Annotated in this window: 27 protein-coding genes and 1 riboswitch; of the genes, 16 read left to right on the forward strand and 11 right to left on the reverse strand. The window is 37.2% G+C overall.

Features of this window, described 5'->3' with window-relative positions; translation table 11 throughout:
* The first annotated feature begins 6 nt into the window (after positions 1-6).
* From B9T24_RS14255 to B9T24_RS14275, 5 genes are read left to right on the forward strand one after another with little or no spacing between them, the layout of a single operon-like run.
* The gene (locus B9T24_RS14255) at positions 7-627 is read left to right on the forward strand and encodes a hypothetical protein (RefSeq protein WP_086166377.1); all 621 of its coding nucleotides are present in this window, start codon (positions 7-9) and stop codon (positions 625-627) included.
* Positions 627-1,121, forward strand: coding sequence for a hypothetical protein (locus B9T24_RS14260; protein ID WP_086166378.1), 495 nt, complete (start codon positions 627-629; stop codon positions 1,119-1,121). The genes B9T24_RS14255 and B9T24_RS14260 overlap by 1 nt, the downstream gene beginning before the upstream one ends.
* Entirely contained in the window at positions 1,108-1,425 is a 318-nt protein-coding gene (locus tag B9T24_RS14265) for a hypothetical protein (protein ID WP_086166379.1), read from the forward strand. The genes B9T24_RS14260 and B9T24_RS14265 overlap by 14 nt, the downstream gene beginning before the upstream one ends.
* A complete protein-coding gene (locus tag B9T24_RS14270) occupies positions 1,415-1,666 on the forward strand; it encodes a hypothetical protein (RefSeq protein WP_086166380.1) in 252 nt (83 codons plus the stop codon). Before B9T24_RS14265 ends, B9T24_RS14270 begins: the two co-directional genes overlap by 11 nt.
* Complete coding sequence (locus tag B9T24_RS14275) at positions 1,666-1,932, forward strand: hypothetical protein (RefSeq protein ID WP_074947471.1); 267 nt, start codon at positions 1,666-1,668, stop codon at positions 1,930-1,932. The genes B9T24_RS14270 and B9T24_RS14275 overlap by 1 nt, the downstream gene beginning before the upstream one ends.
* Before the next feature lie 95 nt (positions 1,933-2,027).
* Here B9T24_RS14275 and ybaK read toward each other — a convergent pair whose 3' ends face one another.
* Positions 2,028-2,495 carry a Cys-tRNA(Pro) deacylase gene (gene ybaK / locus B9T24_RS14280; RefSeq protein WP_086166381.1) on the reverse strand — a complete coding sequence of 156 codons (468 nt, stop codon included), beginning with the start codon at positions 2,493-2,495 and terminating at the stop codon, positions 2,028-2,030.
* Positions 2,496-2,824: 329 nt separating this feature from the next.
* Positions 2,825-4,045 (reverse strand): alkane 1-monooxygenase, encoded by a 1,221-nt coding sequence (locus B9T24_RS14285; RefSeq protein WP_086166382.1) that lies wholly within the window; start codon positions 4,043-4,045, stop codon positions 2,825-2,827.
* 190 nt (positions 4,046-4,235) lie between these two features.
* On the opposite strand from B9T24_RS14285, the gene B9T24_RS14290 reads away from it, so the two are divergent.
* On the forward strand, positions 4,236-5,159 hold the full coding sequence (locus B9T24_RS14290) for an AraC family transcriptional regulator (RefSeq protein WP_086166383.1): 924 nt from the start codon (positions 4,236-4,238) through the stop codon (positions 5,157-5,159).
* 1 nt (position 5,160) lies between these two features.
* Here the strand turns inward: B9T24_RS14290 and lpxB are convergent, their stop codons facing one another.
* Positions 5,161-6,339, reverse strand: coding sequence for a lipid-A-disaccharide synthase (gene lpxB / locus B9T24_RS14295; RefSeq protein ID WP_086166384.1), 1,179 nt, complete (start codon positions 6,337-6,339; stop codon positions 5,161-5,163).
* 208 nt (positions 6,340-6,547) lie between these two features.
* On the opposite strand from lpxB, the gene B9T24_RS14300 reads away from it, so the two are divergent.
* The 7 genes from B9T24_RS14300 (at position 6,548) to B9T24_RS14330 (ending at position 13,813) form a co-directional block, all read left to right on the forward strand.
* Positions 6,548-8,746, forward strand: a complete 2,199-nt coding sequence (locus B9T24_RS14300) for a TonB-dependent siderophore receptor (RefSeq protein ID WP_086166385.1) — start codon at positions 6,548-6,550, stop codon at positions 8,744-8,746.
* Positions 8,747-8,805: 59 nt separating this feature from the next.
* The gene (locus tag B9T24_RS17225) at positions 8,806-9,099 is read left to right on the forward strand and encodes a hypothetical protein (protein WP_086166413.1); all 294 of its coding nucleotides are present in this window, start codon (positions 8,806-8,808) and stop codon (positions 9,097-9,099) included.
* A 3-nt stretch (positions 9,100-9,102) separates the two neighbouring features.
* Positions 9,103-10,668 carry a PepSY-associated TM helix domain-containing protein gene (locus B9T24_RS14310; RefSeq protein WP_086166386.1) on the forward strand — a complete coding sequence of 522 codons (1,566 nt, stop codon included), beginning with the start codon at positions 9,103-9,105 and terminating at the stop codon, positions 10,666-10,668.
* Positions 10,668-10,952 (forward strand): hypothetical protein, encoded by a 285-nt coding sequence (locus B9T24_RS14315; protein WP_086166387.1) that lies wholly within the window; start codon positions 10,668-10,670, stop codon positions 10,950-10,952. The genes B9T24_RS14310 and B9T24_RS14315 overlap by 1 nt, the downstream gene beginning before the upstream one ends.
* A 163-nt stretch (positions 10,953-11,115) precedes the next feature.
* Positions 11,116-12,006, forward strand: a complete 891-nt coding sequence (locus tag B9T24_RS14320) for a sulfite exporter TauE/SafE family protein (protein ID WP_086166388.1) — start codon at positions 11,116-11,118, stop codon at positions 12,004-12,006.
* A gap of 126 nt (positions 12,007-12,132) precedes the next feature.
* Positions 12,133-13,224, forward strand: coding sequence for a 3-deoxy-7-phosphoheptulonate synthase (locus B9T24_RS14325; protein ID WP_143223758.1), 1,092 nt, complete (start codon positions 12,133-12,135; stop codon positions 13,222-13,224).
* Between the two features lie 64 nt (positions 13,225-13,288).
* Positions 13,289-13,813, forward strand: a complete 525-nt coding sequence (locus B9T24_RS14330; protein WP_086166390.1) for a protein tyrosine phosphatase family protein — start codon at positions 13,289-13,291, stop codon at positions 13,811-13,813.
* Here B9T24_RS14330 and ispF read toward each other — a convergent pair.
* The gene (gene ispF / locus B9T24_RS14335; RefSeq protein ID WP_086166391.1) at positions 13,801-14,292 is read right to left on the reverse strand and encodes a 2-C-methyl-D-erythritol 2,4-cyclodiphosphate synthase; all 492 of its coding nucleotides are present in this window, start codon (positions 14,290-14,292) and stop codon (positions 13,801-13,803) included. The two genes, B9T24_RS14330 and ispF, sit on opposite strands and share 13 nt — an antisense overlap.
* A gap of 99 nt (positions 14,293-14,391) precedes the next feature.
* On the opposite strand from ispF, the gene B9T24_RS14340 reads away from it, so the two are divergent.
* Entirely contained in the window at positions 14,392-15,042 is a 651-nt protein-coding gene (locus B9T24_RS14340) for a hypothetical protein (RefSeq protein ID WP_086166392.1), read from the forward strand.
* A gap of 55 nt (positions 15,043-15,097) precedes the next feature.
* Here the strand turns inward: B9T24_RS14340 and B9T24_RS14345 are convergent, their stop codons facing one another.
* The 3 genes from B9T24_RS14345 to B9T24_RS14355 all read right to left on the reverse strand — a co-directional run bounded on the left by B9T24_RS14345 (position 15,098) and on the right by B9T24_RS14355 (position 18,289).
* Positions 15,098-15,550: an NUDIX domain-containing protein gene (locus B9T24_RS14345; RefSeq protein WP_086166393.1), complete on the reverse strand. Its 453-nt coding sequence runs from the start codon at positions 15,548-15,550 to the stop codon at positions 15,098-15,100.
* Between the two features lie 60 nt (positions 15,551-15,610).
* Positions 15,611-16,855, reverse strand: a complete 1,245-nt coding sequence (locus B9T24_RS14350; RefSeq protein WP_086166394.1) for a D-amino acid dehydrogenase — start codon at positions 16,853-16,855, stop codon at positions 15,611-15,613.
* A 143-nt stretch (positions 16,856-16,998) separates the two neighbouring features.
* Positions 16,999-17,088, reverse strand: a riboswitch (glycine riboswitch).
* 463 nt (positions 17,089-17,551) lie between these two features.
* The gene (locus B9T24_RS14355; protein ID WP_086166395.1) at positions 17,552-18,289 is read right to left on the reverse strand and encodes a TenA family transcriptional regulator; all 738 of its coding nucleotides are present in this window, start codon (positions 18,287-18,289) and stop codon (positions 17,552-17,554) included.
* 306 nt (positions 18,290-18,595) lie between these two features.
* Between B9T24_RS14355 and B9T24_RS14360 the strand changes: the two genes are divergently transcribed.
* On the forward strand, positions 18,596-19,825 hold the full coding sequence (locus B9T24_RS14360; protein ID WP_086166396.1) for a GGDEF domain-containing protein: 1,230 nt from the start codon (positions 18,596-18,598) through the stop codon (positions 19,823-19,825).
* A 351-nt stretch (positions 19,826-20,176) separates the two neighbouring features.
* On the opposite strand, the gene B9T24_RS17230 is transcribed toward B9T24_RS14360, so the two are convergent.
* The 4 genes from B9T24_RS17230 to B9T24_RS14380 form a co-directional block, all read right to left on the reverse strand.
* Complete coding sequence (locus B9T24_RS17230; RefSeq protein ID WP_228145730.1) at positions 20,177-20,473, reverse strand: hypothetical protein; 297 nt, start codon at positions 20,471-20,473, stop codon at positions 20,177-20,179.
* 159 nt (positions 20,474-20,632) lie between these two features.
* Positions 20,633-21,727, reverse strand: coding sequence for a chorismate synthase (gene aroC, locus B9T24_RS14370; RefSeq protein WP_086166397.1), 1,095 nt, complete (start codon positions 21,725-21,727; stop codon positions 20,633-20,635).
* 12 nt (positions 21,728-21,739) lie between these two features.
* Positions 21,740-22,750, reverse strand: coding sequence for a 50S ribosomal protein L3 N(5)-glutamine methyltransferase (gene prmB, locus B9T24_RS14375; protein ID WP_086166398.1), 1,011 nt, complete (start codon positions 22,748-22,750; stop codon positions 21,740-21,742).
* Between the two features lie 90 nt (positions 22,751-22,840).
* The gene (locus B9T24_RS14380) at positions 22,841-23,221 is read right to left on the reverse strand and encodes a hypothetical protein (RefSeq protein WP_086166399.1); all 381 of its coding nucleotides are present in this window, start codon (positions 23,219-23,221) and stop codon (positions 22,841-22,843) included.
* A 199-nt stretch (positions 23,222-23,420) separates the two neighbouring features.
* Here B9T24_RS14380 and B9T24_RS14385 point away from each other — a divergent pair, with 199 nt between their 5' ends.
* Complete coding sequence (locus tag B9T24_RS14385) at positions 23,421-23,726, forward strand: hypothetical protein (protein WP_086166400.1); 306 nt, start codon at positions 23,421-23,423, stop codon at positions 23,724-23,726.
* Positions 23,727-23,811 lie beyond the last annotated feature (85 nt).

A 23,811-nucleotide genomic window follows, 5' to 3' on the forward strand; every position in this document is an offset into this window, starting at 1 on the left:
AATATCATGAGTAAAGATGCTTTAAATGATGTACGTGCTGCAGAAGATGAACGTGTTATGCAGAAAAATGCTCAAAAAATTTTAGCTGCAATAAAAAGTGATCCATTTGGCTTGTCTGTATCACAAATTGCGAATAACACGCGTCTAAGCGTTAAAACCGTTCGGAATGTCATTGCTACTTTAGATGAAGCCCAAGATAACGGCTTAGGCATTTTCACAATTAAAGATTCAACTAATAATCAACCTGAATCAGTAAATAGCGAAACCCAGCCAGACGTTCCTCAGAATGAAAAAGAAAAACTAATTGATACTCCAGCTGATAATCCCCCACTTGATATATCGGGTGGGGTTGAACCTAAAGCTGAAGTGAAAACCTCTACGCAAAAAAGTGAAGTTATCAAAGTTGTAGATCCTGATAATCAACCCGAAATTGTGACTGATCCATTTGAACAATATAAGTCCATGGTTGAAACAGTCACTGTAGAAAAGAAAAGCGTTTCTTTAAATGCAAAACAATTATCTAACTTACTTCAAGATTTATTCGGTTTGAAGAATGTTCAGTTTTTCGCTGAAGGCCAATCAATTACCCGGTTATCTGCTCAGCTTTCCGATGAGGTGATGCTCTGATGGAAATTGAAGAAGTTATTACTTATCACATTCCAAAGCAGGATGATGTTAGCCCTATCGCTGTATTTATAATCAATCACGATAAAGGAAATTTTGAAGTAACCATTACCCATAGGGGTTGTGCTTGGACTGCGCGTCTTCTTACCCATTGGGAAAAGGAAGTTGAAAAATTTATATCTACGCATGCAAGTGTTGATTCCTTAGTACATAGTTTTTCAAGAAATCAAACCAGCAAAGAAGAAAAGCTTGTTAGACCAGTTATTGAATCAATTCGTAAATATTTTAAGAGTATTGAGGTAGCAAATTACAAAGCTCCAGAAGGTTTTGTTCTGGTTAGCTCCCCCGAGCTTTTAGATTTAATACTGATAATTAATCAAATTGATTTACTTACAACTGAGAATAGACCCGAGGCGGTTAGCTCCCATTTGGTTTCACTTGGAAATCGCATTCAAGACATGATCAAAGCACTGGAGCAAAGTTATGAGCATTCTTGATAAAAACTATGTTGTAGAAATGGAAGACAATAGCAAATGGGCAGTTCCAGTCCGCATTATTGCCGAACACCGTGCTAAATATTTTGCGAAAAAAGACGGAATTTCTTTAGAAGAAAGCCTCAACGATGACACAGTTCCTCTTTTTGAATCCAACGATTATGAAATTCATGATTGGGCTGCAAATAATTTAAATTTCAGCGATGTGCAACATGTAGCTAAGCAAATCGGTATGCCAGATGTTGATTATGAAGATGGCTGGGCGAATGGCGAATATGAAATTCAGGAGCAAAGTCATGAGTCATAAAGTTGAAGTTTTTTGGCTAGAAGAATGCAATAAATGTGGCCATGGTTGGGCAATAGTTGAAACCATCGAAGGTACTGAAGATTTATTGTTTGATGGCGATAAAATTGAGTGCAAGTCATGCGGTCATAATGGTCAGGTTTCCGTTACAGATGACTATGCTGAAGATTGTGTTGCATATGCTGTTTGGAATGATGCCAACCTACCTTCTGATGTTGCTCAAAGTTTGAAGGAGGTGTCTTGATGCGAACAGAAGCAGAAAACAATTTGCTTGAAGCTATCTTCAATGAAATGCAAGAACTCAAAAAAGCATTCAAGCATCAAAGCGAAAGACGCATTGGTCGTGCAGAGTTTTCCAAGTTGTTAAATATAGAGCCTGAAACACTGGATGCGCGAATTAGAGACGGTAGGTATAAAAAACCTCATAAAGATGGGAGGAAAAGTTTTTGGCTTCACTCTTATGTTCAATCTGTGATTCTTGATGTAGAATCAAATCATAAAGCCGCTTAATGCGGCTTTTGTTGTTTTAAGGGAATTGTATAAGTGAGTAATAATGTGAGTAACACTTAAAAATAAACTAAAATTTATGCTGTAAAACAACGTGATTATTCATCAATAATATCGGCAAATTTAGCACCTAAAACCTGCGCCAGATCATCAGGTTTTACCCCAATATCCAAGCCTCTTTTACCACCACTAACGTACATAGATTTAAGCTGTTTAGCACTATCACAGATAATTGTTTTTAAACGCTTTTTCTGCCCTACTGGACTAATACCGCCCACCAAATAGCCTGTTAAGCGTTCTGCATCTTTAGGGTCTGCCATTTGTAATTTTTTAACACCCACAGCCGCAGCAATTTTCTTTAAACTTAACTGATGTGCAACAGGTAAAACTGCCACATAGTAATTCTTGCTATCTGTTACCAATAATGTTTTAAAGACTTCATGTACTTCTAAATTGAGCTTTTCAGCAGCTTCTAATCCAAAACTTTTAGCATTTACATCATGCTGATATTCATGGATAGAAAATTCAATTTTATTTGATTTTAAAACTTTGCAAGCTGGTGTCATTTTTTAATGATGAAAATAGTTGGTTTATGAAATTATATGCTTTTTTAAAGTTAATGTTTGGCTTCCTTAGGCTATTTTATCTAAATTAATATTCAATTGAGTCCTCTAAAAGTGGATATTTTTATTTTGGAAAAACCAGACATTTTAATTGGGGAATAACAATTTTTATTCACATACAAATCAAAAATTTAATAACAAAAAGCCCAATCCTACCCGATTGGGCTTTTTGTCTAAATAATCGTGTTCCACACTTATTTATTAAGCAATACTTCACGTATTTGATTAAAATAAGTACGTTTAATTCACTATTTAGCAAACAACATCTACTCTTACTCTTTATTTAATAACCGATCAACTACACCAAATTTTTTAAAGATTTTTGCACGGCGTTTCGGATGAATATTGGCTTTATTTAAATCGCCTTCGTAATGATCAAAAACCCGCTTATCCATCATTTTAAACCATAACGATGGAACTAAAGCGGGCAATAACATGGTGGCATAACCGCTTGGTAATACAGGTGCTTGTTCAAAATTACGTAACGCTTGGAATGGACGTGTCGGATAAGCATGATGATCCGAATGGCGCTGTAACTGATACAAAAACAAATTGGTGGTAATGTTATTGTTATTCCAACTGTGTTCCGGCATCGTCCGTGCATAAGAGCCATCTTCTTTTTGATCACGCATTAAACCATAATGTTCAATATAGTTAATAATTTCAAATAAGCTCACACCATAAAAAGCCTGTGTCGCTAAATATGGAATAATGTCTTTACCAAACAATTTCAACATGGTGGCATGAAAACCCGCACTCATCGCCCAACCTTGAAACAGTTCATTTTGGGGACTGAAAAAAGATAAACCTTTGCGTTTTAAACGATTTCTTTCAATCTCAACGGCAGACTTAAGACCACCAAATACGGTTCTTGGCCAGAATTCATAAAAGGTTTCCCCCATTTTAGACGATGCAGGATCTTCAGGTGTTGCAGCACGTTTATGGTGTCCATACGGATGCTCTACACGGAAATGGTTATAAAACAGCGGCATGAGCGTTGCATGTGAAAGATAATGATCTTTTTTATTGGGTCTATGTGACAACTCATGTGCAGTATTCACCCCAATACCATTAATTGCCCCCATCGAAACCCCCAACAGGATTTGGTCAAGCAACGAGGTTGTTTTACGACTGACCACATAACCTGCAAATACATTTGCTGCCATTTGCAAAGGAATAAATAATTTTACAATACGGTCATAGTAAGGGTCTGCGACCAAAGATGAAATTTGATCATCACTCGGGTTGTTATTGTCCGCTCCAACAATGGCATCAAGACTAGGAATAATCACATGCAGTAATAACGGCCCGCCCAAAGCAAAGATTTTTTTCGTCGCTTTAGGGCCAAATTGATAGCCTGCCAAAATCCCCATCCCAATCACAGGCAAACCAGGGCTTAATAACCACCAATAGCGTTTTTTATCCAGTGCTAAACCTGTAGCCGTTGGTAGGGTTTGAATTGTTGTTTGATTTAAATTTACTGGTGCATTCATGCTGGCGACTTCCCTATTTTTTGTTCTACCGTTATATTTCTAGAAATGGGCCATCAAGAACAGTTGTAAACGTCCAAAAAACCTATGCAAACGTCTTTGGCATCAAGAGCCAATATTTGACCTAAAAACACATGCTTGAATGACTCTAAGCTTTTTATAATTTTATTCGATGATGACAGAAAGATAATACATGGATGCTTTAAGTAAAATTTTTGATGATATTCATCTCAATAAATCTGAATATATTTATTTAAAACCTCAAGGTGACTGGGCATATGCCTATCAAGAACAAGGTGCCATGATTGGCTATGTGGTACTGGTTGGTAATCTCACCATTCAATTTGACTCACAAAACCAACTTCATGTTGAAGCAGGTGATTTAGTCCTTATTCCGTCTGGGCAAAATCATTCTTGTCATAACAATAACAAAAATAATTTAGTTGAAGCCTTAAACATCACAGCACTTTTTGATCAAAAAAGACAAGAGACGATCGAGTTTGGCAGCCAAAGCGGTGAACCTGCTCTCATTTTAGCTATTCGCTGTCATATTGATACCATCATGGCGCGTCCTTTACTGAATGCCCTACCAAGCTATATTCATATTCACCATATTACGGGCAGTAATGCACCAGAATGGCTACAAATAGGTCTGCATTTTCTAGCGGTTGAAGCCTACCAAATTCGCCCCGGTCGGGACAAAATTCTCGATCATTTGGTTAGTATTCTTTTTATTGAGTGTGTGCGTGACTATATTGCGCAATTAAGTGATTCAAATAATTGGCTTCGCGCACTGGTACATACCGAACTGGCCAATGCTTTAGCCGCCATTCACGGCAAACCCGAACTAGCGTGGACCGTTGAAACACTGGCTGAACAATGCTGTATGTCGCGCTCCAAATTTGCCCCGCTATTTAGCACGATTGTTGGCGAAACACCGTTGGCTTATTTACAGCAGTATCGCTTCCGTTTGGCATCTCAATACTTACGCGAAGGACAATGGTCTATTCAACACATTGCCCATCGGGTTGGTTATTCTTCTGAAACGGCATTTAGCCAAACCTTTAAACGACTGTTTGATTTAACACCAAGCCAGTATCGACAACAATTTCAATAAGTTATTCTGCACTTAAGGTACTAAGAATAGCCTGAACGGGGTCCTCACTATTTCCTGAAAGCAATTGCTTGTGCATAGTAAGGTGCTGCATCGCTTGTATTTGCGCAGTTTCAATATTCATCAGTTTTTCAATTTCAGCAGCTAAATTTTCTGGCGTTGCATCATGCTGAATCAGTTCTTGAATGACTTTTTTACCCGAAATAATATTCGGCAATGAATAATACTGAATTTTGATCAAAAATTTAACCACAACATAAGTGAGCCAATTCAGCTTATAAAAAGTCACCATCGGACGATGTAACAGCATTGCTTCTAAAGTTGCCGTTCCTGAAGCCAATGCCACAATATTTGAAGCATTCATCACTTGACGGCCAATTTTAGATTCGGTATCCGTGTTTTCCATCAATTTAACTTTAGCAACAAGATCATTTGGATAATGCTTTAATAATTCTTCAATCTGCTGCTTACGTGCATCATTAATCGCAGGAATTAAAAATATATAGTCAGGGTGCTTTTGACTGATGATTTTCGCTGCATCAAGCACCAATGGACCAAGTCGTTCAATTTCACCACGGCGGCTACCCGGTAAAAGTGCAATATGCTTCTGTTCTACATTTAAACCAAGCTCTTTTTTTGCTTCAATAAGAGGATTTTTTAGTGGCAATTGACTTGCCAATGGATGCCCAACAAACGCAGCAGGCACATCAAATTTATGATAAAACGCTTTTTCAAACGGAAATAAGCACAAGACTAAATCAATACTGGCCTTAATACCATGAACCCGTCCCTGTCGCCACGCCCATACCGAAGGACTGACATATTGCACTGTTTTAATCGGTAGATTTTTTTGTTTTAAGCTTTTCGATAAACGTAAATTAAAGTCTGGCGCATCAATACCAATAAATATATCAACGGGCTCTTGAGTCCACTTATCGACCAAACCATCGCGGACAGCAAATAGTTTTTTAATATCTTTTAAGACTTCGACAATGCCCATAACCGATAAAATATCCATCGGATAATCACTGCTGAAACCTTCAGCAATCATTTGAGGTCCACCAATCCCTTCAAACTCTGCATCAATTCCCTGCTCACGGAAGCTACGAATAAGTTTAGCACCAAGTGTATCACCCGATACTTCACCGACGACAATTCCTATTTTAAGTTTCCGATTTTGCAAAACTTTTATCCTATTTCAAAGTAGGGGTATTTTAGCATACTCATATATTTGAAATCTTATCTACATATCCCGACAGTACAAATAAGATTTTTGCTTCTATTTTATATTTAAATAATTTTTTCAATTCAAAATATCGATAATCACCCCATTGTGTTTAGATTTATTAAATAATAATATAAATGATAATTGTTTTCACTTAGATTTTATAATGAAATCCATCTCTCCTTTGCTTTCCAAATGCTTTAAATTGTCATTCCTCAGCTTATCCATACTGAATATTCAAAATAGTTACGCAGCAGATGCTGTAGACCCTCAGGTGCAAACTTTATCGACCATTCAGCTACAAGCTCAATCAGAAAGTGCTGATCAAAGCTCTGAAAAGACCAAAGCATATACCGTTAAAAATAGTCGCAGCGCATCAAAACTTAATATTACCGTGAAAGAAACACCTCAAACCGTCAATGTCGTAACGCGTCAACAGATTGAGGATTTCGGGTTAAATTCAACACGTGAAATCTTAAAAAACACGCCCGGAGTCACGGTTCAAAGTCAAGAAACAGAACGTACGTCTTACATGGCACGAGGTTTTGAAATTTCAAATATTCTCACTGACGGCGTAGGCTTTCCTTTAAGCAGTTATAACTATAACAATACCAATCCAGACACTTACTTTTATGACCGTGTCGAAGTGGTAAAAGGAGCCGATGCCCTATCGAATGCCTTTGGTGACCCAAGTGCAACCATTAATAATATTCGTAAACGTCCGACCAAAGAATTACAGGCAAGTGCTGGACTAAGTTATGGTTCTTGGAATACTCAGCGCTATGAAGCAGATGTTTCTGGCTCACTTTCTCCAGATGGACGCGTACGTGGTCGCCTAATGGGGTATGAGCAAACGGGAGATTCTCATCTTGACCGATATTCTTCTGAAAAAAATGGCTTTGCAGGCATCTTAGAAGCCGATATTACTGACTCAACATTATTCACGGTCGGTTACAGTCAAAATCAGAACAAGCCAAATGCCAATAACTGGGGAGCTTTACCTCTACTGGATGCAAATGGAAAACAACTGTCTTATGACCGTAGTTACAATCCAAATCCAGATTGGGCACATTGGGACAATGAAACCCAAGATGCTTTTATAGAATTACAGCAAAAATTGGGCAAAAAATGGACGGCTAAACTCACCTACAACTATAGCGATACTGAACACAATAGCCGCTTGCTTTATTACTATGGCAACCCGCAAGCAGATGGTTCAGGCGTTTCACTTACAGCTTGGGGTGGTAAAGAACAACTACGTAAACATTTTGCTGATTTAAATTTCCAAGGCACTTACAATTTATTCAATCAAGAACATGAAGCAACTTTGGGATACAGTCGTATTCAAACGCATCAGTATGACCAACAATCCAGTGGTTTTATCAATGACAGTAATATTAACAATGTCTCGGGCATTTATAATGGCGTTCCTTATCTTACGCAATACACAACCAACTGGGCGAGCTGGACACCTCAGTCCATAACATGGTCTGACTTCAGTGATGCAGCGGATTATAGACAAAAAATTAACTCATACTATGCCGCAACACGTCTTAATTTAACGGACGATTTAAAGTTAATCTTGGGTGGAAATTACGTTCAAGCAAAAAGTCGTGGCGTAAGTTATGGCTCTCCAATGGACTATGATGAAAGTAAGTTATCGCCATATGCAGGCCTAACCTATAACTTCACACCCGAATATACAGGCTATATGAGCTATACCTCTATTTTCCGTCCACAAACAGGTATTGAAGAAACAACACGCCAAGCTTTAAAACCTGTCGAGGGTGAAAGCTATGAAGTCGGTATTAAAAGCACATGGCTAAACGATCAGTTGACGGGTACGCTCTCGGTGTTTAGAACTGAACAGAATAATTATCCACTCCGTAATTCAGATGGTAATCCATTAAACCGTACTTCTAAGACCAGCGATTTACAATCACAAGGGGTCGAAGTCGGTCTTGCAGGGCAAATGAGTGATGATATTAATTTAGCTTTTGGTTACACCCAATTTAGCCTTAAAGATATGAAAAATGGCGGTGCTGCGCGTACTTATAATCCAAATCAAACCATTAATTTGTTAGCCACTTATACAGTTCCTGCATTACCTAAACTTAAAGTTGGTGCTGGGCTACAATGGCAAGATAAGATCAAGCTCTATGACTCGACTTTAAAAAGCACCATCTCTCAGGATGCCTATGCACTCGTCAATTTAATGGCCAGTTATGAGGTCAACGACCATATTCTGCTACAAGCGAATGCTAAAAATGTGACTGATAAAAAATACTTAAATAGCTTCCCTGATGGGCAAGCTTTTTATGGAGAGCCTGCTAACTATACACTTGCAGTTAAATTCAAATACTAATTTACCCACCAAGCCTGAGTATTCAGGCTTGGTTTTTTATGCGCACAGTGATCTTCCCTATGAGTAAAACTTCTTCCCTATCTTTCTCTTATCGAATGACAGTGCTCTACCGCTTTATGATTGCCTTTGTATTTGGTTACGCTTGTACTTCCTTACTGGTGAGCAATTTCACCGTACTTTTTCATCACTCACTTCCCAAAGCAGAAGCAATTTATCTGGCGGCATTCATTGGTATTTTATTCTTTGTAAGTTTTGTGATCAGTAGTTTTTGTATCTACTCTTTACATAAACTAAGCTTGATAAGTATAAGTTTGACTGCGTGTTTTTATGCGATCTACTGGATATTAGGTTAAGTCATGCAAAAATCAATACGTCAATCTATGGCATGGCTGCACGCTTGGACAGGGTTACTTTTCGGATGGTTATTGTTCACCATCTTTCTGATGGGGGCACTGTCTTACTATCGTCATGAAATCAGCCTATGGATGCAACCACCGCTTGCCCAAATACAGGTTAATCAAGATACCGCGATACGTACCGCATACCAATATTTACAACAAAATGCACCAGATGCAAAAACATGGATGATCAATCTCGCAAATGAGCAAAAGCCTGTAAACCAACTCTATTGGCAAAAGGCAGATGATGCTTATGAAAGCAAAACCTTAAATCCCAATACAGGACAAGAGTTAACGCTGACGCAAACACAAGGGGGCGATTTTTTCTATCTGTTCCACTTTCAATTGTTCGGTATGCCTTATTTAATCGGCAGATTAATTGTTTCACTCGCAGCATTTATTATGCTGATCGCATTGGTTTCGGGCATTATTACCCATAAAAAAATTCTGACCGATTTCTTTACCCTACGTGCCTTTAAAGGACAACGCTCTTATTTAGATTTTCACAATGTCAGCTCTGTTATTGCGTTGCCCTTCTTTCTTACCATTACTTTTACAGGCTTAGCCATTTTCTTTTATTTATATTTACCTTGGGGCATGCAAAAACTTTATCCTGAAAATAATTACCAATATTTTACAGAAATTAACGCCAAAACCATCCCGAAAATTGAAAATAACAGCCACGCCAAGATGTTATCTATTAACAACTTAATGCATCCCGTTCATCAAGAATGGGGCGAAACCAAATACAGTGCCATTAATATAAAAAATCCCAATACACGACAAGCACAAATCACCTTTATCGAAGCTCAAGATCACTCAATTACCCGTAATCCAGCACAAATTACTTTGAATGCAGTCACGGGAGAAAAATTACGCAGCACAAAAAACGATAGTGCTATCGCTACGCTGAATGCAGGTGTGTACGGATTACATATGGCGACTTTCGCTCAACCTCTACTGCGTTTGGCCCTATTTTTTTCAGGCTTACTGGGCTGCGCGATGATTGCTTCAGGACTATTGCTTTGGAGTCTAAAGCGACAGCTACAAACAAAAACTGAAAAGTTCCATTTTGGATATTATTTGGTACAACGACTCAATGTCGCTGCTATTATCGGCTTACCTAGTGCGGCTCTTGGCTACTTTTATGCAAATCGAATTGGACTTATGCTCCAAAGCACACAAAATTATGAAGTAACAACTTTTTTTGCCGTGTGGTTATCCATCTTTGCCATAAGCTTAGGTCTTAAAAAACAATATCTTTGGAAAAAACAACTGGCAATATTTATTGTTTTAGCATTCAGCTTACCTATTTTTAATCTGTTTTTTCTTCTACAACAAAATCAGATTCAAAATTTTACTCAATTTTGGACTTTCTTTAGAATCGACTTATTTATGCTCATTTTTGGCTTATTGGCAGTGTTTCTATACAGAAATATTCAGCCTATTCAACTTAAAGCTCAAACAAAAATAAAAAATAAGCTTGAAAAGAATGTACAGCTAAACAATGGAGAAAGCCTCTGATGAATATTTTATTCAGCTTCCTTTTTATTCTATGTGCTGTTTATGGTCTATATCGGGTCAGTGAAAAACAAATCAGAAAAACTTTGCAGTCTAAATGGGCATTGTTGGCATACCATCCACGAATTGTGCGTGTTATTTGTCTTTTTCTGCTGGTGATTGCCACTCTATTGATTATCCAAGAAGATGGTTATTCCATTGGTTTCATCAGCTTCTGGGTCTTTTCCAGTCCCCTGATTTTTATCTTTATTCTATATATCAATGAGCTTAGCGCGAAACAAAAGTAGCGCTATAGATAACGATCATTCACTGTTTAAAATAAGTGTTAAAAGTTTAAGCCCATTGAGTTTACTTTAGCGTTTTTTGGAATAAGTAAATCAATAATCAAGACAACGACTTATCTGAAATAGTCATAACATATGCACGTTTTTTGATATTTGGCATATAACCATGTTTGGTCCAATTGAATTTATTTTAGCGGGTGTTATCGTCGGCTTCTGCGTCGGCATTACAGGTGTTGGCGGTGGTTCACTCATGACGCCTATTCTAATTAGTTTGTTTCGAATTGAGCCACACATTGCCATTGGTACTGACTTGCTTTATGCCGCAATCTCTAAATTTTGCGGTTCAATGGTACATGCTAAAAAAATGAATATTGTCTGGCCGATTGTGATTTGGCTGGCTGTCGGCAGTATTCCTGCATCATTGTGCACTCATTGGGTTTTAGAAAACTATTTAAGTCAATCTACAAGCTATAAAGCTGTTCTGACCACTGTTTTAGGTTTTATGTTGACTTTAACAGGTGTTTCTATCGTTTTCCGTGGGCATATCGAACGCTTCTTTAACAAGTTTCGTAAAAATGAAACACTAGATATGACACAAGATTTAGAAAAAGTTAATTTTAGTGCCAAAGATAAACGTGTTTATATTGTAATTATGGGTATCGTGTTGGGTGTATTTGTCACTTTATCCTCAGTCGGTGCGGGTGCATTTGGTATTATGGCATTGGTGCTCATGTTTCCAAATTTACCCATGATTCGTATTATTGGATCTGACGTGGTACACGCGGTACTTTTAACTTTAGTTGCAGGCTTAGGACATATGAGTTCGGGTAATGTAGATTTACACTTACTCGGTTGGTTATTAGTGGGTTCAATCCCTGCCATTGTGGTGGGAACTTTAATTAGTTCACGCTTACCTGAAAAAATTATCCGTAAAATTTTAGGCATTACCTTATTCGCATTAGGTATTAACTTTATCCTTCATCCAGTAAAAGTAAAACCTGTTGAAAAACCAACAACTGCTATGATTTTAACTGTTGAAAAATCGAACAACGGTTAAGCTATCTATGCGATTAATTGGTTTTTTTCACGGATTTATTGGTGTTTTGTATAGCAACTCACCGCTTAAATCGTGTTATATTCAGGCTACTAAAAAAACTCTTGTATGATCAAACCAGTGACGGCAATGAATACACTACAGTCAAATCCTATTACACAATCTGACATCGATGACGTGAATGTACAAAGCATTCAGCCTCTTGTAACTCCTGCTGAATTAAAAAAAGAGTTACCTCTGACTGAACATGCCTATCAAACTGTCTTAAAAGGTCGAGAAACCATTCGCAATATTCTTGATGGTAAAGACAACCGTCTATTTGTGGTCATTGGTCCTTGCTCAATTCATGACACGGTTGCTGCACATGAGTATGCAGATCGTTTAAAAGTGTTAAGCGAAAAAATTAAAGATACGCTTTATATCGTGATGCGTGTTTACTTTGAAAAACCACGAACCACTGTGGGCTGGAAAGGTTTAATTAATGACCCTGACATGAATGATTCTTTTAACATTGAAAAAGGTCTTCGTATTGGTCGTCAACTTTTAGTTGAACTCAATAATAAAGGTTTGCCATGTGCCACTGAAGCACTTGATCCAAACTCACCACAATATTATCAAGACCTTATTTCATGGTCAGCGATTGGTGCGCGTACCACTGAAAGTCAAACTCACCGTGAAATGTCTTCAGGTTTATCTTCTCCTGTTGGATTTAAAAATGGTACAGACGGTGGTTTAACCGTTGCAACCAATGCGATGCAATCTGTTAAACATGGTCACAGCTTCCTCGGTTTAAATGATCAAGGTCAAGTTTCTGTCATTCGTACCAGTGGCAACCCATATGCACACGTCGTACTTCGTGGTGGTAATGGCAAACCAAACTATGACGCAGGTTCTGTTGCAGAAGCTGAAAATGCTTTAGCCAAAGCCAAAGTAAGCAACAAAATTATGATTGATGCCAGTCATGCCAATTCAAATAAAGACCCGTATTTACAACCGCTTGTACTAAAAAACATCACAGAACAAATTCTAGATGGTAACAAGTCAATTGTTGGTCTTATGGTTGAAAGCCATCTCAAAGGTGGTCGTCAAGATATTCCTGAAAATCTGGATGATCTTGAATATGGTCAATCAGTGACAGATGGCTGTATTGATTGGGAAACCACTGAAAAAGCCCTACTTGATATGCATGAAGCACTCAAAGACGTTTTACCAAATCGCTAAGAGATTTAAAACGCCATCTTGATTGATGGCGTTTCTACTTTAACCTTAGGAAAAGTTTTATCTTATGAATGAAATTGAAAATGCATTAAGCCATATTGAAAATTTCCAGTTTATTCACGAACACCTATTCACATCGGCTCAGCCATCTGCTGAACAGTTAAAGCTGATTAAAGAATACGGTGTCACGACAATTGTAAATTTGGGATTATCTGATGCAAAGCAGTATTTAACTCATGAAGATAAAATTTGTTTAGATTTAGGCTTAAACTATATTCAATTGCCTATTTCTGCTGAAACCCCATCTGATGACCAATGTTTACTAATATTAGATATGCTTGCTCATTTAGTACAAGAACAAATGGTTTGGGTTCACTGTAGTAAAAATTATCATGTCAGTTGTTTGATGTATTTATATCGTCAATATTCTATGGATATGGATATGCCTACGGCGCAAGAGCTGATGCATAGCATTTGGGAACCCAATGACACATGGACAGGCTTAATCCATGCGGTCGCTTTACAACTGCAAGGTCGTAAAGCCACCAAAGAATTACAACAGGCACTCATCCATCCAGATCATTTTGCTTGATGTGAAATCAAGACTGTTGCCGTTGCCAAAATCCCTTCCTGACGTCCTGTAAAACCTAGCTGTTCTGTGGTTGTCGCTTTAATACTAATTTGCGTGACATGCACGTTTAAAACGTCAGCAATACTTTGACGCATTTCTAAATTATGTTTGGCTAATTTTGGACGTTCGCACGCAACCGTAATATCAGCATTATTTAACACATAACCCCGATCCAAAATAAGTTGATAGACATGCTTAAGTAAAACTCGGCTATCTACACCTTTAAATTTTACATTCGTATCAGGGAAATGCTGCCCGATATCCCCTAAAGCTAACGCCCCCAATAAAGCATCACATAAAGCATGCAGCACGACATCACCATCTGAATGGGCTTTTAAGCCATGTGTATGGGGAATTTTAATGCCTGCTAAAGTTACAAAATCACCTTCTTCAAAGGCGTGTACATCCATTCCCTGACCAATTCGAATTTGTGCGACCACTTTTAGCATCCTTAAGAAATAAATGATTGAAATGTTGTATTCACGCTTTCTATTTCGCTATAGTTACATCAGCGCAACATAGTGAAATTATAAGCGATCATGCTGGTGAATACCGATATTAATCTCATTAAAACATTAAGCACATTATTCAGTATTGGCTGTTTGTGCTCAACCATGACTTATGCTCAAGAAATTGACTGCTCTCGCCCAAATACATCGTCAATGAAAAATATTTGCGCTGAAGGTTTTTTAGAATCTCGAGAGAAATTAAGCAATCATTATATAACTGCTTTTTTAGTCAGTGATGCACCTGTTCATTTATTAGAAGACACACATACCTTATGGTTTAAGCGCTTACAGCAATGTAAAAGTTTAGATTGTTATAAACAACAATTTGAATTACGCATTGAGGATCTTAATTTTTACACATCACTGAATCAGAGTTTAACCAACCACTATTTAAAATTTGAAAATGGAAAAATTGCCAGTCAACCTGTGCATTTACAAGTCCACCAACTTACCAAAGATAAAATTAAAATTGAAGGTATTGCCTACCGCAACCCGAACAATAAATTAGAAACTCAAACCATTCCATTCTTGGCGTATACAACTACAGAAAAGAAAGATGAAATTATAGATAACGAACATGATTGTAAATATCAGTTCAATTTCAATAAAGCAATTTTATCGGTCAAAACCAAGCAAAAAGGCTGTGAACGTTTTGTCGGTGTATATCGGCTTTATGATTAATTTTTGAATGCATTCATTATTTTTTTGAAATTGAGTATTAGCAACTTTTTATTGCTTACAGCAAATAAAGATTCATTTTTTGCCTGATCAAATCTAGGGCTTGTACATACTTGCAATGTAAATCTAGAATGTTATATGTATTTATATTTTCCCAAAAAAACTCAAAACAATGCCCATAATCATCTAATGTGTCATAACACCATTGATCCTCTAAATCTTGACTTGAAGTATCACAAAAAATAAAATGCCACGCTTGGTTGCTTATTTGATGTGTTCCCCAATCATAACATTGTTGTTCTTCCACAACGATGCCCGATTCTTCATACAATTCACGCATAGCGGCATGAAAGATTTGTTCTGATTTTTGAATCGTACCTTTTACAAGTTGAATACCTGCTGTCGGATGTTTAAAAAGCAAAACTTCCAATACGTGATTGTTTTTTCTCAGAATCACTGGACAGACTTTGTTCATTTTCTTGTATCTCACGAAATTTTTTTTGATCATCATATATTAAACTAACAAAAAAAATGCAACATATCACGTTGCACTTTTTTAGTTTCTATACAATTAAATGGGATGTTGTGATGCCACTTCCTGACTAATCATCACTGCTGTTGCAGCAGATAACGTCCAACCTAAATGTCCATGCCCTGTATTATAAAACACTCGTTCACGTTTACCACGTCGGACAGTCGGCATCATGTTTGGCATCATTGGACGTAAACCTGCCCACGGCACAACATTTTCAGTGCTAATATTAAAATTTTTATTCACCCAGTCTGTCAGTGGTTGAATACGGTCTGCTCGAATATCAAGATTATAACCATTAAATTCTGCTGTTCCTGCGACCCTTAAACGGTCTGCACCTAAACGCGAAGTCACAATTTTTGCACTTTCATCCAGTAAACTAACCCATGGTGCATGCTTAACACTATCTTCATCATTTAAATTGAGCGTAATCGAATATCCCTTCACTGGATAAATATTGACTCGATCACCTAATAAATTTGCCAAATGGTAACTGCCAACACCACCACAAACCACAATCGCATCGGCCTCTAGTGATTCCACTGTAGTCGCATCCAATTGCATATTTTCATTACTTGCATGATAAAGCACCGTAACACCTTTGGCATGATGCTTCACATCAGTGACTTCCATACCAAACACATACTTCACGCCATATTTTTCAGAGGCTTTGGCTAAACCTATTGTAAATTTATGAATATCTCCTGTTGCATCCCCTGGGCAATAAAAGCCACCATAATACTCACCCTTTAAACTCGGTTCTATACTTTTAATTTCTTCTGGCGTAACCGCATTTCGTTCTAGCCCACCTTCATTCAGTAAGGTATTAACCCGAGTGGCTACTTCATAATCCAATTTATTGTGATAAAAGTGAAGAATTCCACGTTTCTCTAAATCAAACTGAATATTCTCTTCTTCAGCCACGGTAAATAAACGCTCACGTGCCAATAATGCCATTTTTACGGTATCACGCGTATTGGCTTCATAGTGTTTAATATTACCGAGGAATTCTATTAACCAGCCATATTTATGCAGGTCAAATGAAGGATTAAGCAGCAAAGGTGCATTTTTATTAAACATCCACTTCATGCCCTTTAGCACGGTAGATTTTTGATTCCAAACCTCTGCATTACATGCTGAAAGTTGCCCACCATTGGCAAACGATGTTTCCATAGCAGCATATAAATGTTTATCAATCACGGTGACTTTATAGCCTAGTTTTGCCAACTCATAGGCAGAAGTAACACCAGTAATTCCCGATCCAATCACAACAATATGACACATACGACACTCCCTTGAAATGTCCTGACATTTCTATGAGCCCCATCTGTCATTGGTACCTGAGAGCTTCGACCATGACGCTAAAAATTTCAACGCTGACCATCCCCTTCGGTGAGCATATTTTATATGCTTCTCTCCAGATTTTTAAAATTATTACAGTCCTTTTGCCTGAGAGTTTCCGGGGTCGTTGCTCCTTCGGCGTGTTCACAGAAGAACATCTCTCCTGCAATAATTGCTTATTCTAATATGAGCAATTTTTATACCATTTGCGAACACTAAATTAATTAAATTTGTTAACCAATTTAATTTTATTAAATATACATATATATCAAATATTTAAAATAATTTTTTGATTTTTAATAGCTCTAAAGTAAATAACACTCCATCACTGATATTTAAGTTTAATATGACCAAAACATTTTAAGAGCTACAAATGATTTCCAACGCATCCTAAAAGAGCAATGCCCGAAGAATAGTAGCAATCTTATTTTTTGCTTGAGCACTGCCCAATATTTTTCTATTAGATTTAACGCAGAAAAATAAGGTGGTAAATAGATTAAAATACAACCATATGCTTATACAGTCTGTCTTATATTTCCACTTCGGTAAAATGAAGTATTATCTAATATTAAATAATACTTTTGCCCCAAAGCTAAAAATTGGTACAGTTTTCTTCTAAATAACGGTTTGTAAATCTTTCTAACGTAATTTGTAGCATGCATCTAACGCTAATTCATAATACGCCAAACCTTCTTGTGCAGCTAAAAATGCTTTCTTCTGTAACACAGGATCTTTATCACACAACCGCTTGATAAGCTCCATTGCTTCATACGGATGTAAATCATCATAATGAGCATGTGCTCTTAACCAAGCCAAAGATCGCTTATTAATGCTTACTTTTGGGTGCTCTGTATATGCTTGTATTCCTTTGTAAACTTGTATTGTCCAGTCCCCTGTTGCCCATTCAATTGCTAAATTTGTTGCAGCAATACTTTCTGCTAAAGTTCCTCTAAAATTAACATCCCATAGAAAATGATTCACTGCATTCATTGCAGCAGGAGGTCTAACTTCATTTAACATTTCAGCTGTTAAACCAAAACCTCTAGCCCAATCTTGATACCAACGCAGATGACTTTCTTCAACTTTAATATTTTGAATTAACCAATTTCTAGTATCTATGACCCCCTCTAGAGAAAATGATGTTGCTTTAGTAAGCGCACCAGCCATATAAGATGGAAAATGAGCAACTAAAGGATAAAAATTGAGTAATGCTGAACGAAAACATTCTAGACTCAATGATCCATTTGCCATATCTAAAAATAAAGGGTGTTTACTCACTCGTTCTTTTGCAGGAAAAAGTTCATCCCAAAACTTTTGAGACCACTCCGAATGAGCTGTAATTTCTAATTTTGTTCCATATTGATTCATAGCAGTCATTGCGATGCATCCTATTCGTATGACTTAATTCAACCATATTCTATGATTGCTAATTTTTAGATTTTATCTAAATACAATAAATACACAATCATTGTTGTTTAAATTGTAACTATTTCTATTTATATAACATTTTATTAAGCTTAATGATTATATTAGTTAAATATTGAATACAGAAAAATTCTGAATAATAGAATTATATTAATCTTTTATAATCTAATACACATTTTATTTAATTCAGTGTAACGTAGTCAAAAAAATAATCTCTCTTTTACATTTATAAAAATATTGGGAGTGGTGAGAGATAAAATGAAGTTGAAAGCATCCAATCTACTGGGGCAAGAACAAATTGACTTGTTAATTTCTAGCGGGCTAAATTTAGTTTGGTTTCCTAAAGAATTAGAAGTTGTTTATAAAAACCAGTATAAAAATGAAGCTGCATATGAATTTCGTTTTCGTGCGCCTATCATTTTAGGATTATATCTATATTTAAGTTTTGGTACTTATCAAGCATTACCCGCTGAGATGCGTTTTGAATGGATCGTATATTATGGTTGGGTTGGCATGATCATTGTTTTTGCATGGTTACTTGCCTTCATTCCCTCTATGAACAAGTGGTTTGATCACTATGTTTGTCTTGGCTCTACAGGTGCAGTTGCACTGACGTTCACCCTGATTAACGTATTAGAACAAGGTCAAAATAACGTGCTCTTTCACGCTGCAATGATGTATGCGGTGGTGATTATTTATGGCTTTGTTGGCATGAGATTTTATACTGCAATTATTGCAGGTTGGTGTGGTGGTCTGATTGGCATAGGCATAAGCACATGGTTAAACGGTTCAATTGATTGGACTATTTTAAACAGAACTTATACTTTTAGTAGTTTCCTTGGCATGGCTTTAGCTTATGCTATCGATCGACAACATCGGGAAAACTATCTACAGAATTGTATGATTGAACTAAATCGATTAGAACTGATGCGTCAAGCACAACAACTTTCGATCCTTTCACAACAAGATGCTTTAACGGGCTTGGCTAATCGACGCTACTTAGATGAAGTCCTTGAAAATGAATGGAGAAGTGCAATTCGTCATAAGCTACCTATAACAATCATGATGATTGATATAGATTTTTTTAAACTATATAACGATGCACTTGGCCATATTCAAGGAGATCAATGCCTCAGACGTATCGCAATTTTACTAGGTTCAATTTCTTCACGAAGTGGTGATCTAGCGGCACGTTATGGGGGTGAAGAGTTTTTGTTATTGTTCTCAGTAACAGACAAAGACCAAGCACTTATTCAGGTACAGCAGTTAATGGAATTAGTCCGAAATATTGGAATTATCCACCCTAAAAGTAATGTTTCCAAACATGTGACTATTAGTGTTGGTGTAGCGACAATGATTCCTCATCTCAATGACAAGCTTTCAGATTTTATTTCACGAGCGGATCACGCACTATATACAGCGAAAAGTAATGGTCGAAATCAATATCATATTGCAACGTCTGATCATATAATTTCTGAAACATTGTAATGATTCAGCTATTAACTAAGCCGAATCCTATTTAGACTAATAATTTTCTCACTTGAATAGAAATTAATGCTGAGTTTCATTCAGTAACCCTTTCACCTAGCATTTTTAGATCTATTGCATAATCAGTTTTTTCATCTGCTGTAACTTTAAATCAATTAATGGGATGCCTACATTTGCATGAATTGGATAATTTTCGATGTAAGCGGTTTTAACGTAGCCACACCGTTCATAATATTCAATTAATTCAGATCTGGCATCAAGTACAAACATCTCATAAAACTTTAAATTTGCACATATTTCCAGTGCCTTCATTTCAGCATATTTAAGTATCTGCCGACCAACACCTTGATTTTACCAAGAAGATGCAACACAAAACGTCCCGATTTCCACTGTATCTTGTTGAAAAGTTAAACCAATACAGCCAAGCAATGCCTGTTGTGGGTTGTCCTTAACATCAGCAACAAATAGCCGTACATTCTTTTGCGCCAAAAAATGAAGCAGTTGTTGTTCATTGATTCTTGCCCCAGCAACAATACCTTCTTCACTGGTCCAACTCGCAGAATCATTCGTTCTATAAGCTTGGTTGATGAGAATCACTAACTTTTGAATATCTGAAGAATTTGCTGTTCTCAAACTTAAGTTTTTCATTGTTATGATTTTGATCTGTGATTTATACAATATGAATTAAAATGTAGCAGATCTTGGGTCGAATTCAAAAATAAAAAACCAGACTTTATGTCTGGTTTTTTATTAAAGCGTATAAATGAATTCTTCACTAACGATGTTCGAGCAAAGAAAAGTTTTCTTTTACTTCGGCTCAATCGGTGCAAACGGCGCAACAACATCCGCATTTTGCGCACGATGACGCATAAAGTGATCCATCAATACTATGGCAAGCATGGCTTCCGCAATCGGTGTCGCTCGTACACCAACACAAGGATCATGACGACCTTTGGTTAATACATCGGTATCTTGACGATCAATATTAATGGTTTTACCCGGCGTGGTAATACTTGCAGTTGGTTTTAATGCAATTGCCACACGAATCGTTTGCCCAGATGAAATACCACCCAAAATACCGCCCGCATGATTTGCCAAGAAACCATCGGTTGTTAACTCATCACGCGTTTCATGACCAAACTGTTCTGCAACTGCAAAACCATCGCCAATTTCAACACCTTTAACCGCATTGATACTCATCATTGCATGGGCAATGTCGGCATCTAAACGATCGAATACAGGCTCGCCCCAACCTACTGGAACTTTTTCGGCAACAATTTCAAGCTTTGCACCACAACTTGTTCCTTGTTCACGCAATGAAGTCACTAAAGCTTCAAAACGAGACACCGCATCAACATCACCACAGAAAAAAGGATTGTTCGGAACTTCTGCCCAATCCAATTTTTCTGCTTTTTCTGTGCCAATTTGCGTGACATGACCACGAATATCAATCGCAAATTTTTCAGCAAGATATTTTTTAGCAATTGCACCTGCCGCTACACGCATCGCTGTTTCACGCGCACTTGAACGACCACCACCACGGTAATCACGAAAGCCATACTTTTGGGTATAGGTATAATCTGCATGCCCCGGACGGAAGGTTTGTGCAATATTGCCATAGTCTTTCGATTTCTGGTCGGTATTACGAATCAGTAAACCAATCGATGTACCTGTGGTTTTACCTTCAAACACACCTGAAATAATTTCAACCTCATCGGGTTCTTTACGTTGAGTTGCAAATTTAGAGGTGCCCGGCTTACGACGGTCTAAATCGTATTGCAAATCGGCTTCAGAAAGTTCTAAACCTGGCGGAACACCATCGACAATTGCCATGAGGCCAACGCCATGAGATTCACCACAAGTCGTTACACGGAACAGCTGTCCAATACTATTACCTGCCATGTTCACAACTCCTTATGCTTGAACCGATTTTACAAATAAATCACGGTATTTACGGCATTGTTCTGCTGTTAAAGCAAAAATACCTGAACCACCTTTTTGGAACGTTAACCAATGGAAATCCACAGTATTAAAATTCTGTTTCATTGCCCATTCAGAATTACCAACTTCAATCACGATTAAGCCATCTTCAGTCAAGTAATCAGCAGCTTGCGCTAACATTTTACGCACTAAATCTAAACCATCTTGACCCGCAGCAAGTGCAAGTTCTGGTTCATGTAAAAATTCAGCAGGTAAATCAGCCATGTCTTCAGCATCCACATACGGAGGATTTGACACGATTAAGTCATATTGATTTTCAGCAGGAATTTTTGCAAATAGATCTGATTCCATCAATGCAACTTGATATTGCATATTGTGATGTTCAGCATTAATCGAAGCCACTTCTAAAGCTTCTTTAGAAATATCGGTGGCATCTACTTCAGATTCAGGGAATGCATATGCCAAAGCAATTGCGATACAACCAGAACCTGTACACATATCTAAAATACGACGTGGCATTTTAGGATTTGTATTTTCAGGCAGATTATTTAAAGCCTCGCGTACTTGACCGTTTTCATCTAAGCAGTACGGTGCAAAACGCTGATTAATCAATTCTGCAATCGGTGAACGTGGGATAAGCACACGTTCATCTACGTAATATGGCTTGTCACAGAAGTAAGCCAAATTCAATAAATAAGAGGTTGGCACTTTTTCATTGATACGACGTTCAAGCAAACTGATAAATTCTGCTTTTTCACTTGGCAATAATTTTGCATCTAAAATTTCTGGATTCGCACTCCAATCCAATGCCAATGTTTGCAACACTAAAGCCGAACTTTCAGCAAAAAAGTCTTCCGTACCTTGACCTAAATGTGCATCATATTGACGTAGAGCTGAAACACCAAAACGAATAAAATCGCGAATGGTAATTAGGTTTTCAGCGGCTTCCTGCAAATGTTCAGGGCTAATGGTCAGTTGATCCACTTAAGGCTTCTCCAAGGTCGATATTTTTAAACGCCTTATGATACCTTGTTTTACTGGTTTTTATAACGCTTGCATGACATTCATGCACAATTAACTCAGACCTAATTGCTTACTTTGATAATAAGCGACTTGGTTCATGGTCATCTCTAACTGGCACTTCGCTTGCCTTATTTTACCAAAATCACTTTTTAGCGCTGAATAACAGCGCTGCTCAACCTGACTTTGCCAAAGTTGACGCTGTTGTTTAATATTTACCGTATGCTGAGTATTATTTTCCAAAACTTTTTCGTAATACTTTTTAAGTAATTTAGTTTGTTTTTCCTGTTCCATACTTACACACTTTTTAATGATTTCTAGATCACCGTAAGCTTTATTTAAACACTGCGTATATACTGCTGAGTATCCATTAGCAAAAGCTGTACTTGATCCCAAAGCAACGATACATCCAAAAATGGCTGATCCGAATCGCATGACTTCCCCTTGTCGACATGACTCATTTAAAATTCTATTCTTTTATTTTATGAATAGTACAGTAATCATCTACAGATTCCTATCACAGCATGTTGAAATCTAAAGATCAAAAAGCTCATTGCAATTTTCATATTGAATTCGGCACAAATGCCCTTATATTGAACACAGTCTCATTCAATTCAGCATCGAATCTTTTATTATGAGTTATAAACACAACAATTTAATGGCAATGCGTCAAAATTATTGGAATGACACGTTATCCACTCAAGTTTTACATGAAAAAAAGTTTTTCCAAGAAACTCTCATTCAACACGGCATTTATGCAACAGCGACTGAAGATGATGCTAAATATCTATTTTTTAGTCTACCTAGCATCATCATTGTAAAAGGTTATTCACTTGGTTTTCAGCATGATACTGTTCAAGCCATGATTTTTCAGTATATTCAAGACAATAAAACGACGTTAAAGCAAAAAAGTAATATTAAAATTCAATTCAATATGTAAGTGGCCAATAGATAGCTGGCAACGAATCCCCTTTGAAATAGGCCTTCTTAAAAAAAGTACTGTAACTGTCGTTAGCAATTGAACT

This window comes from Acinetobacter sp. ANC 4654 (assembly GCF_002135425.1).
In the GTDB taxonomy this organism is placed as follows: domain Bacteria; phylum Pseudomonadota; class Gammaproteobacteria; order Pseudomonadales; family Moraxellaceae; genus Acinetobacter; species Acinetobacter kyonggiensis.

Coding starts and splice junctions, on each gene's coding strand:
- B9T24_RS14255 (WP_086166377.1), top strand. CDS start 7: ATGAGTAAAGATGCTTTAAATGATGTACGTGCTGCAGAAGATGAACGT.
- B9T24_RS14260 (WP_086166378.1), top strand. CDS start 627: ATGGAAATTGAAGAAGTTATTACTTATCACATTCCAAAGCAGGATGAT.
- B9T24_RS14265 (WP_086166379.1), top strand. CDS start 1,108: ATGAGCATTCTTGATAAAAACTATGTTGTAGAAATGGAAGACAATAGC.
- B9T24_RS14270 (WP_086166380.1), top strand. CDS start 1,415: ATGAGTCATAAAGTTGAAGTTTTTTGGCTAGAAGAATGCAATAAATGT.
- B9T24_RS14275 (WP_074947471.1), top strand. CDS start 1,666: ATGCGAACAGAAGCAGAAAACAATTTGCTTGAAGCTATCTTCAATGAA.
- ybaK (WP_086166381.1), bottom strand. CDS start 2,495: ATGACACCAGCTTGCAAAGTTTTAAAATCAAATAAAATTGAATTTTCT.
- B9T24_RS14285 (WP_086166382.1), bottom strand. CDS start 4,045: ATGAATGCACCAGTAAATTTAAATCAAACAACAATTCAAACCCTACCA.
- B9T24_RS14290 (WP_086166383.1), top strand. CDS start 4,236: ATGGATGCTTTAAGTAAAATTTTTGATGATATTCATCTCAATAAATCT.
- B9T24_RS14300 (WP_086166385.1), top strand. CDS start 6,548: ATGAAATCCATCTCTCCTTTGCTTTCCAAATGCTTTAAATTGTCATTC.
- B9T24_RS17225 (WP_086166413.1), top strand. CDS start 8,806: ATGAGTAAAACTTCTTCCCTATCTTTCTCTTATCGAATGACAGTGCTC.
- B9T24_RS14310 (WP_086166386.1), top strand. CDS start 9,103: ATGCAAAAATCAATACGTCAATCTATGGCATGGCTGCACGCTTGGACA.
- B9T24_RS14315 (WP_086166387.1), top strand. CDS start 10,668: ATGAATATTTTATTCAGCTTCCTTTTTATTCTATGTGCTGTTTATGGT.
- B9T24_RS14320 (WP_086166388.1), top strand. CDS start 11,116: ATGTTTGGTCCAATTGAATTTATTTTAGCGGGTGTTATCGTCGGCTTC.
- B9T24_RS14325 (WP_143223758.1), top strand. CDS start 12,133: ATGAATACACTACAGTCAAATCCTATTACACAATCTGACATCGATGAC.
- B9T24_RS14330 (WP_086166390.1), top strand. CDS start 13,289: ATGAATGAAATTGAAAATGCATTAAGCCATATTGAAAATTTCCAGTTT.
- B9T24_RS14340 (WP_086166392.1), top strand. CDS start 14,392: ATGCTGGTGAATACCGATATTAATCTCATTAAAACATTAAGCACATTA.
- B9T24_RS14345 (WP_086166393.1), bottom strand. CDS start 15,550: ATGATGATCAAAAAAAATTTCGTGAGATACAAGAAAATGAACAAAGTC.
- B9T24_RS14350 (WP_086166394.1), bottom strand. CDS start 16,855: ATGTGTCATATTGTTGTGATTGGATCGGGAATTACTGGTGTTACTTCT.
- B9T24_RS14355 (WP_086166395.1), bottom strand. CDS start 18,289: ATGACTGCTATGAATCAATATGGAACAAAATTAGAAATTACAGCTCAT.
- B9T24_RS14360 (WP_086166396.1), top strand. CDS start 18,596: ATGAAGTTGAAAGCATCCAATCTACTGGGGCAAGAACAAATTGACTTG.
- B9T24_RS17230 (WP_228145730.1), bottom strand. CDS start 20,473: ATGAAAAACTTAAGTTTGAGAACAGCAAATTCTTCAGATATTCAAAAG.
- aroC (WP_086166397.1), bottom strand. CDS start 21,727: ATGGCAGGTAATAGTATTGGACAGCTGTTCCGTGTAACGACTTGTGGT.
- B9T24_RS14380 (WP_086166399.1), bottom strand. CDS start 23,221: ATGCGATTCGGATCAGCCATTTTTGGATGTATCGTTGCTTTGGGATCA.
- B9T24_RS14385 (WP_086166400.1), top strand. CDS start 23,421: ATGAGTTATAAACACAACAATTTAATGGCAATGCGTCAAAATTATTGG.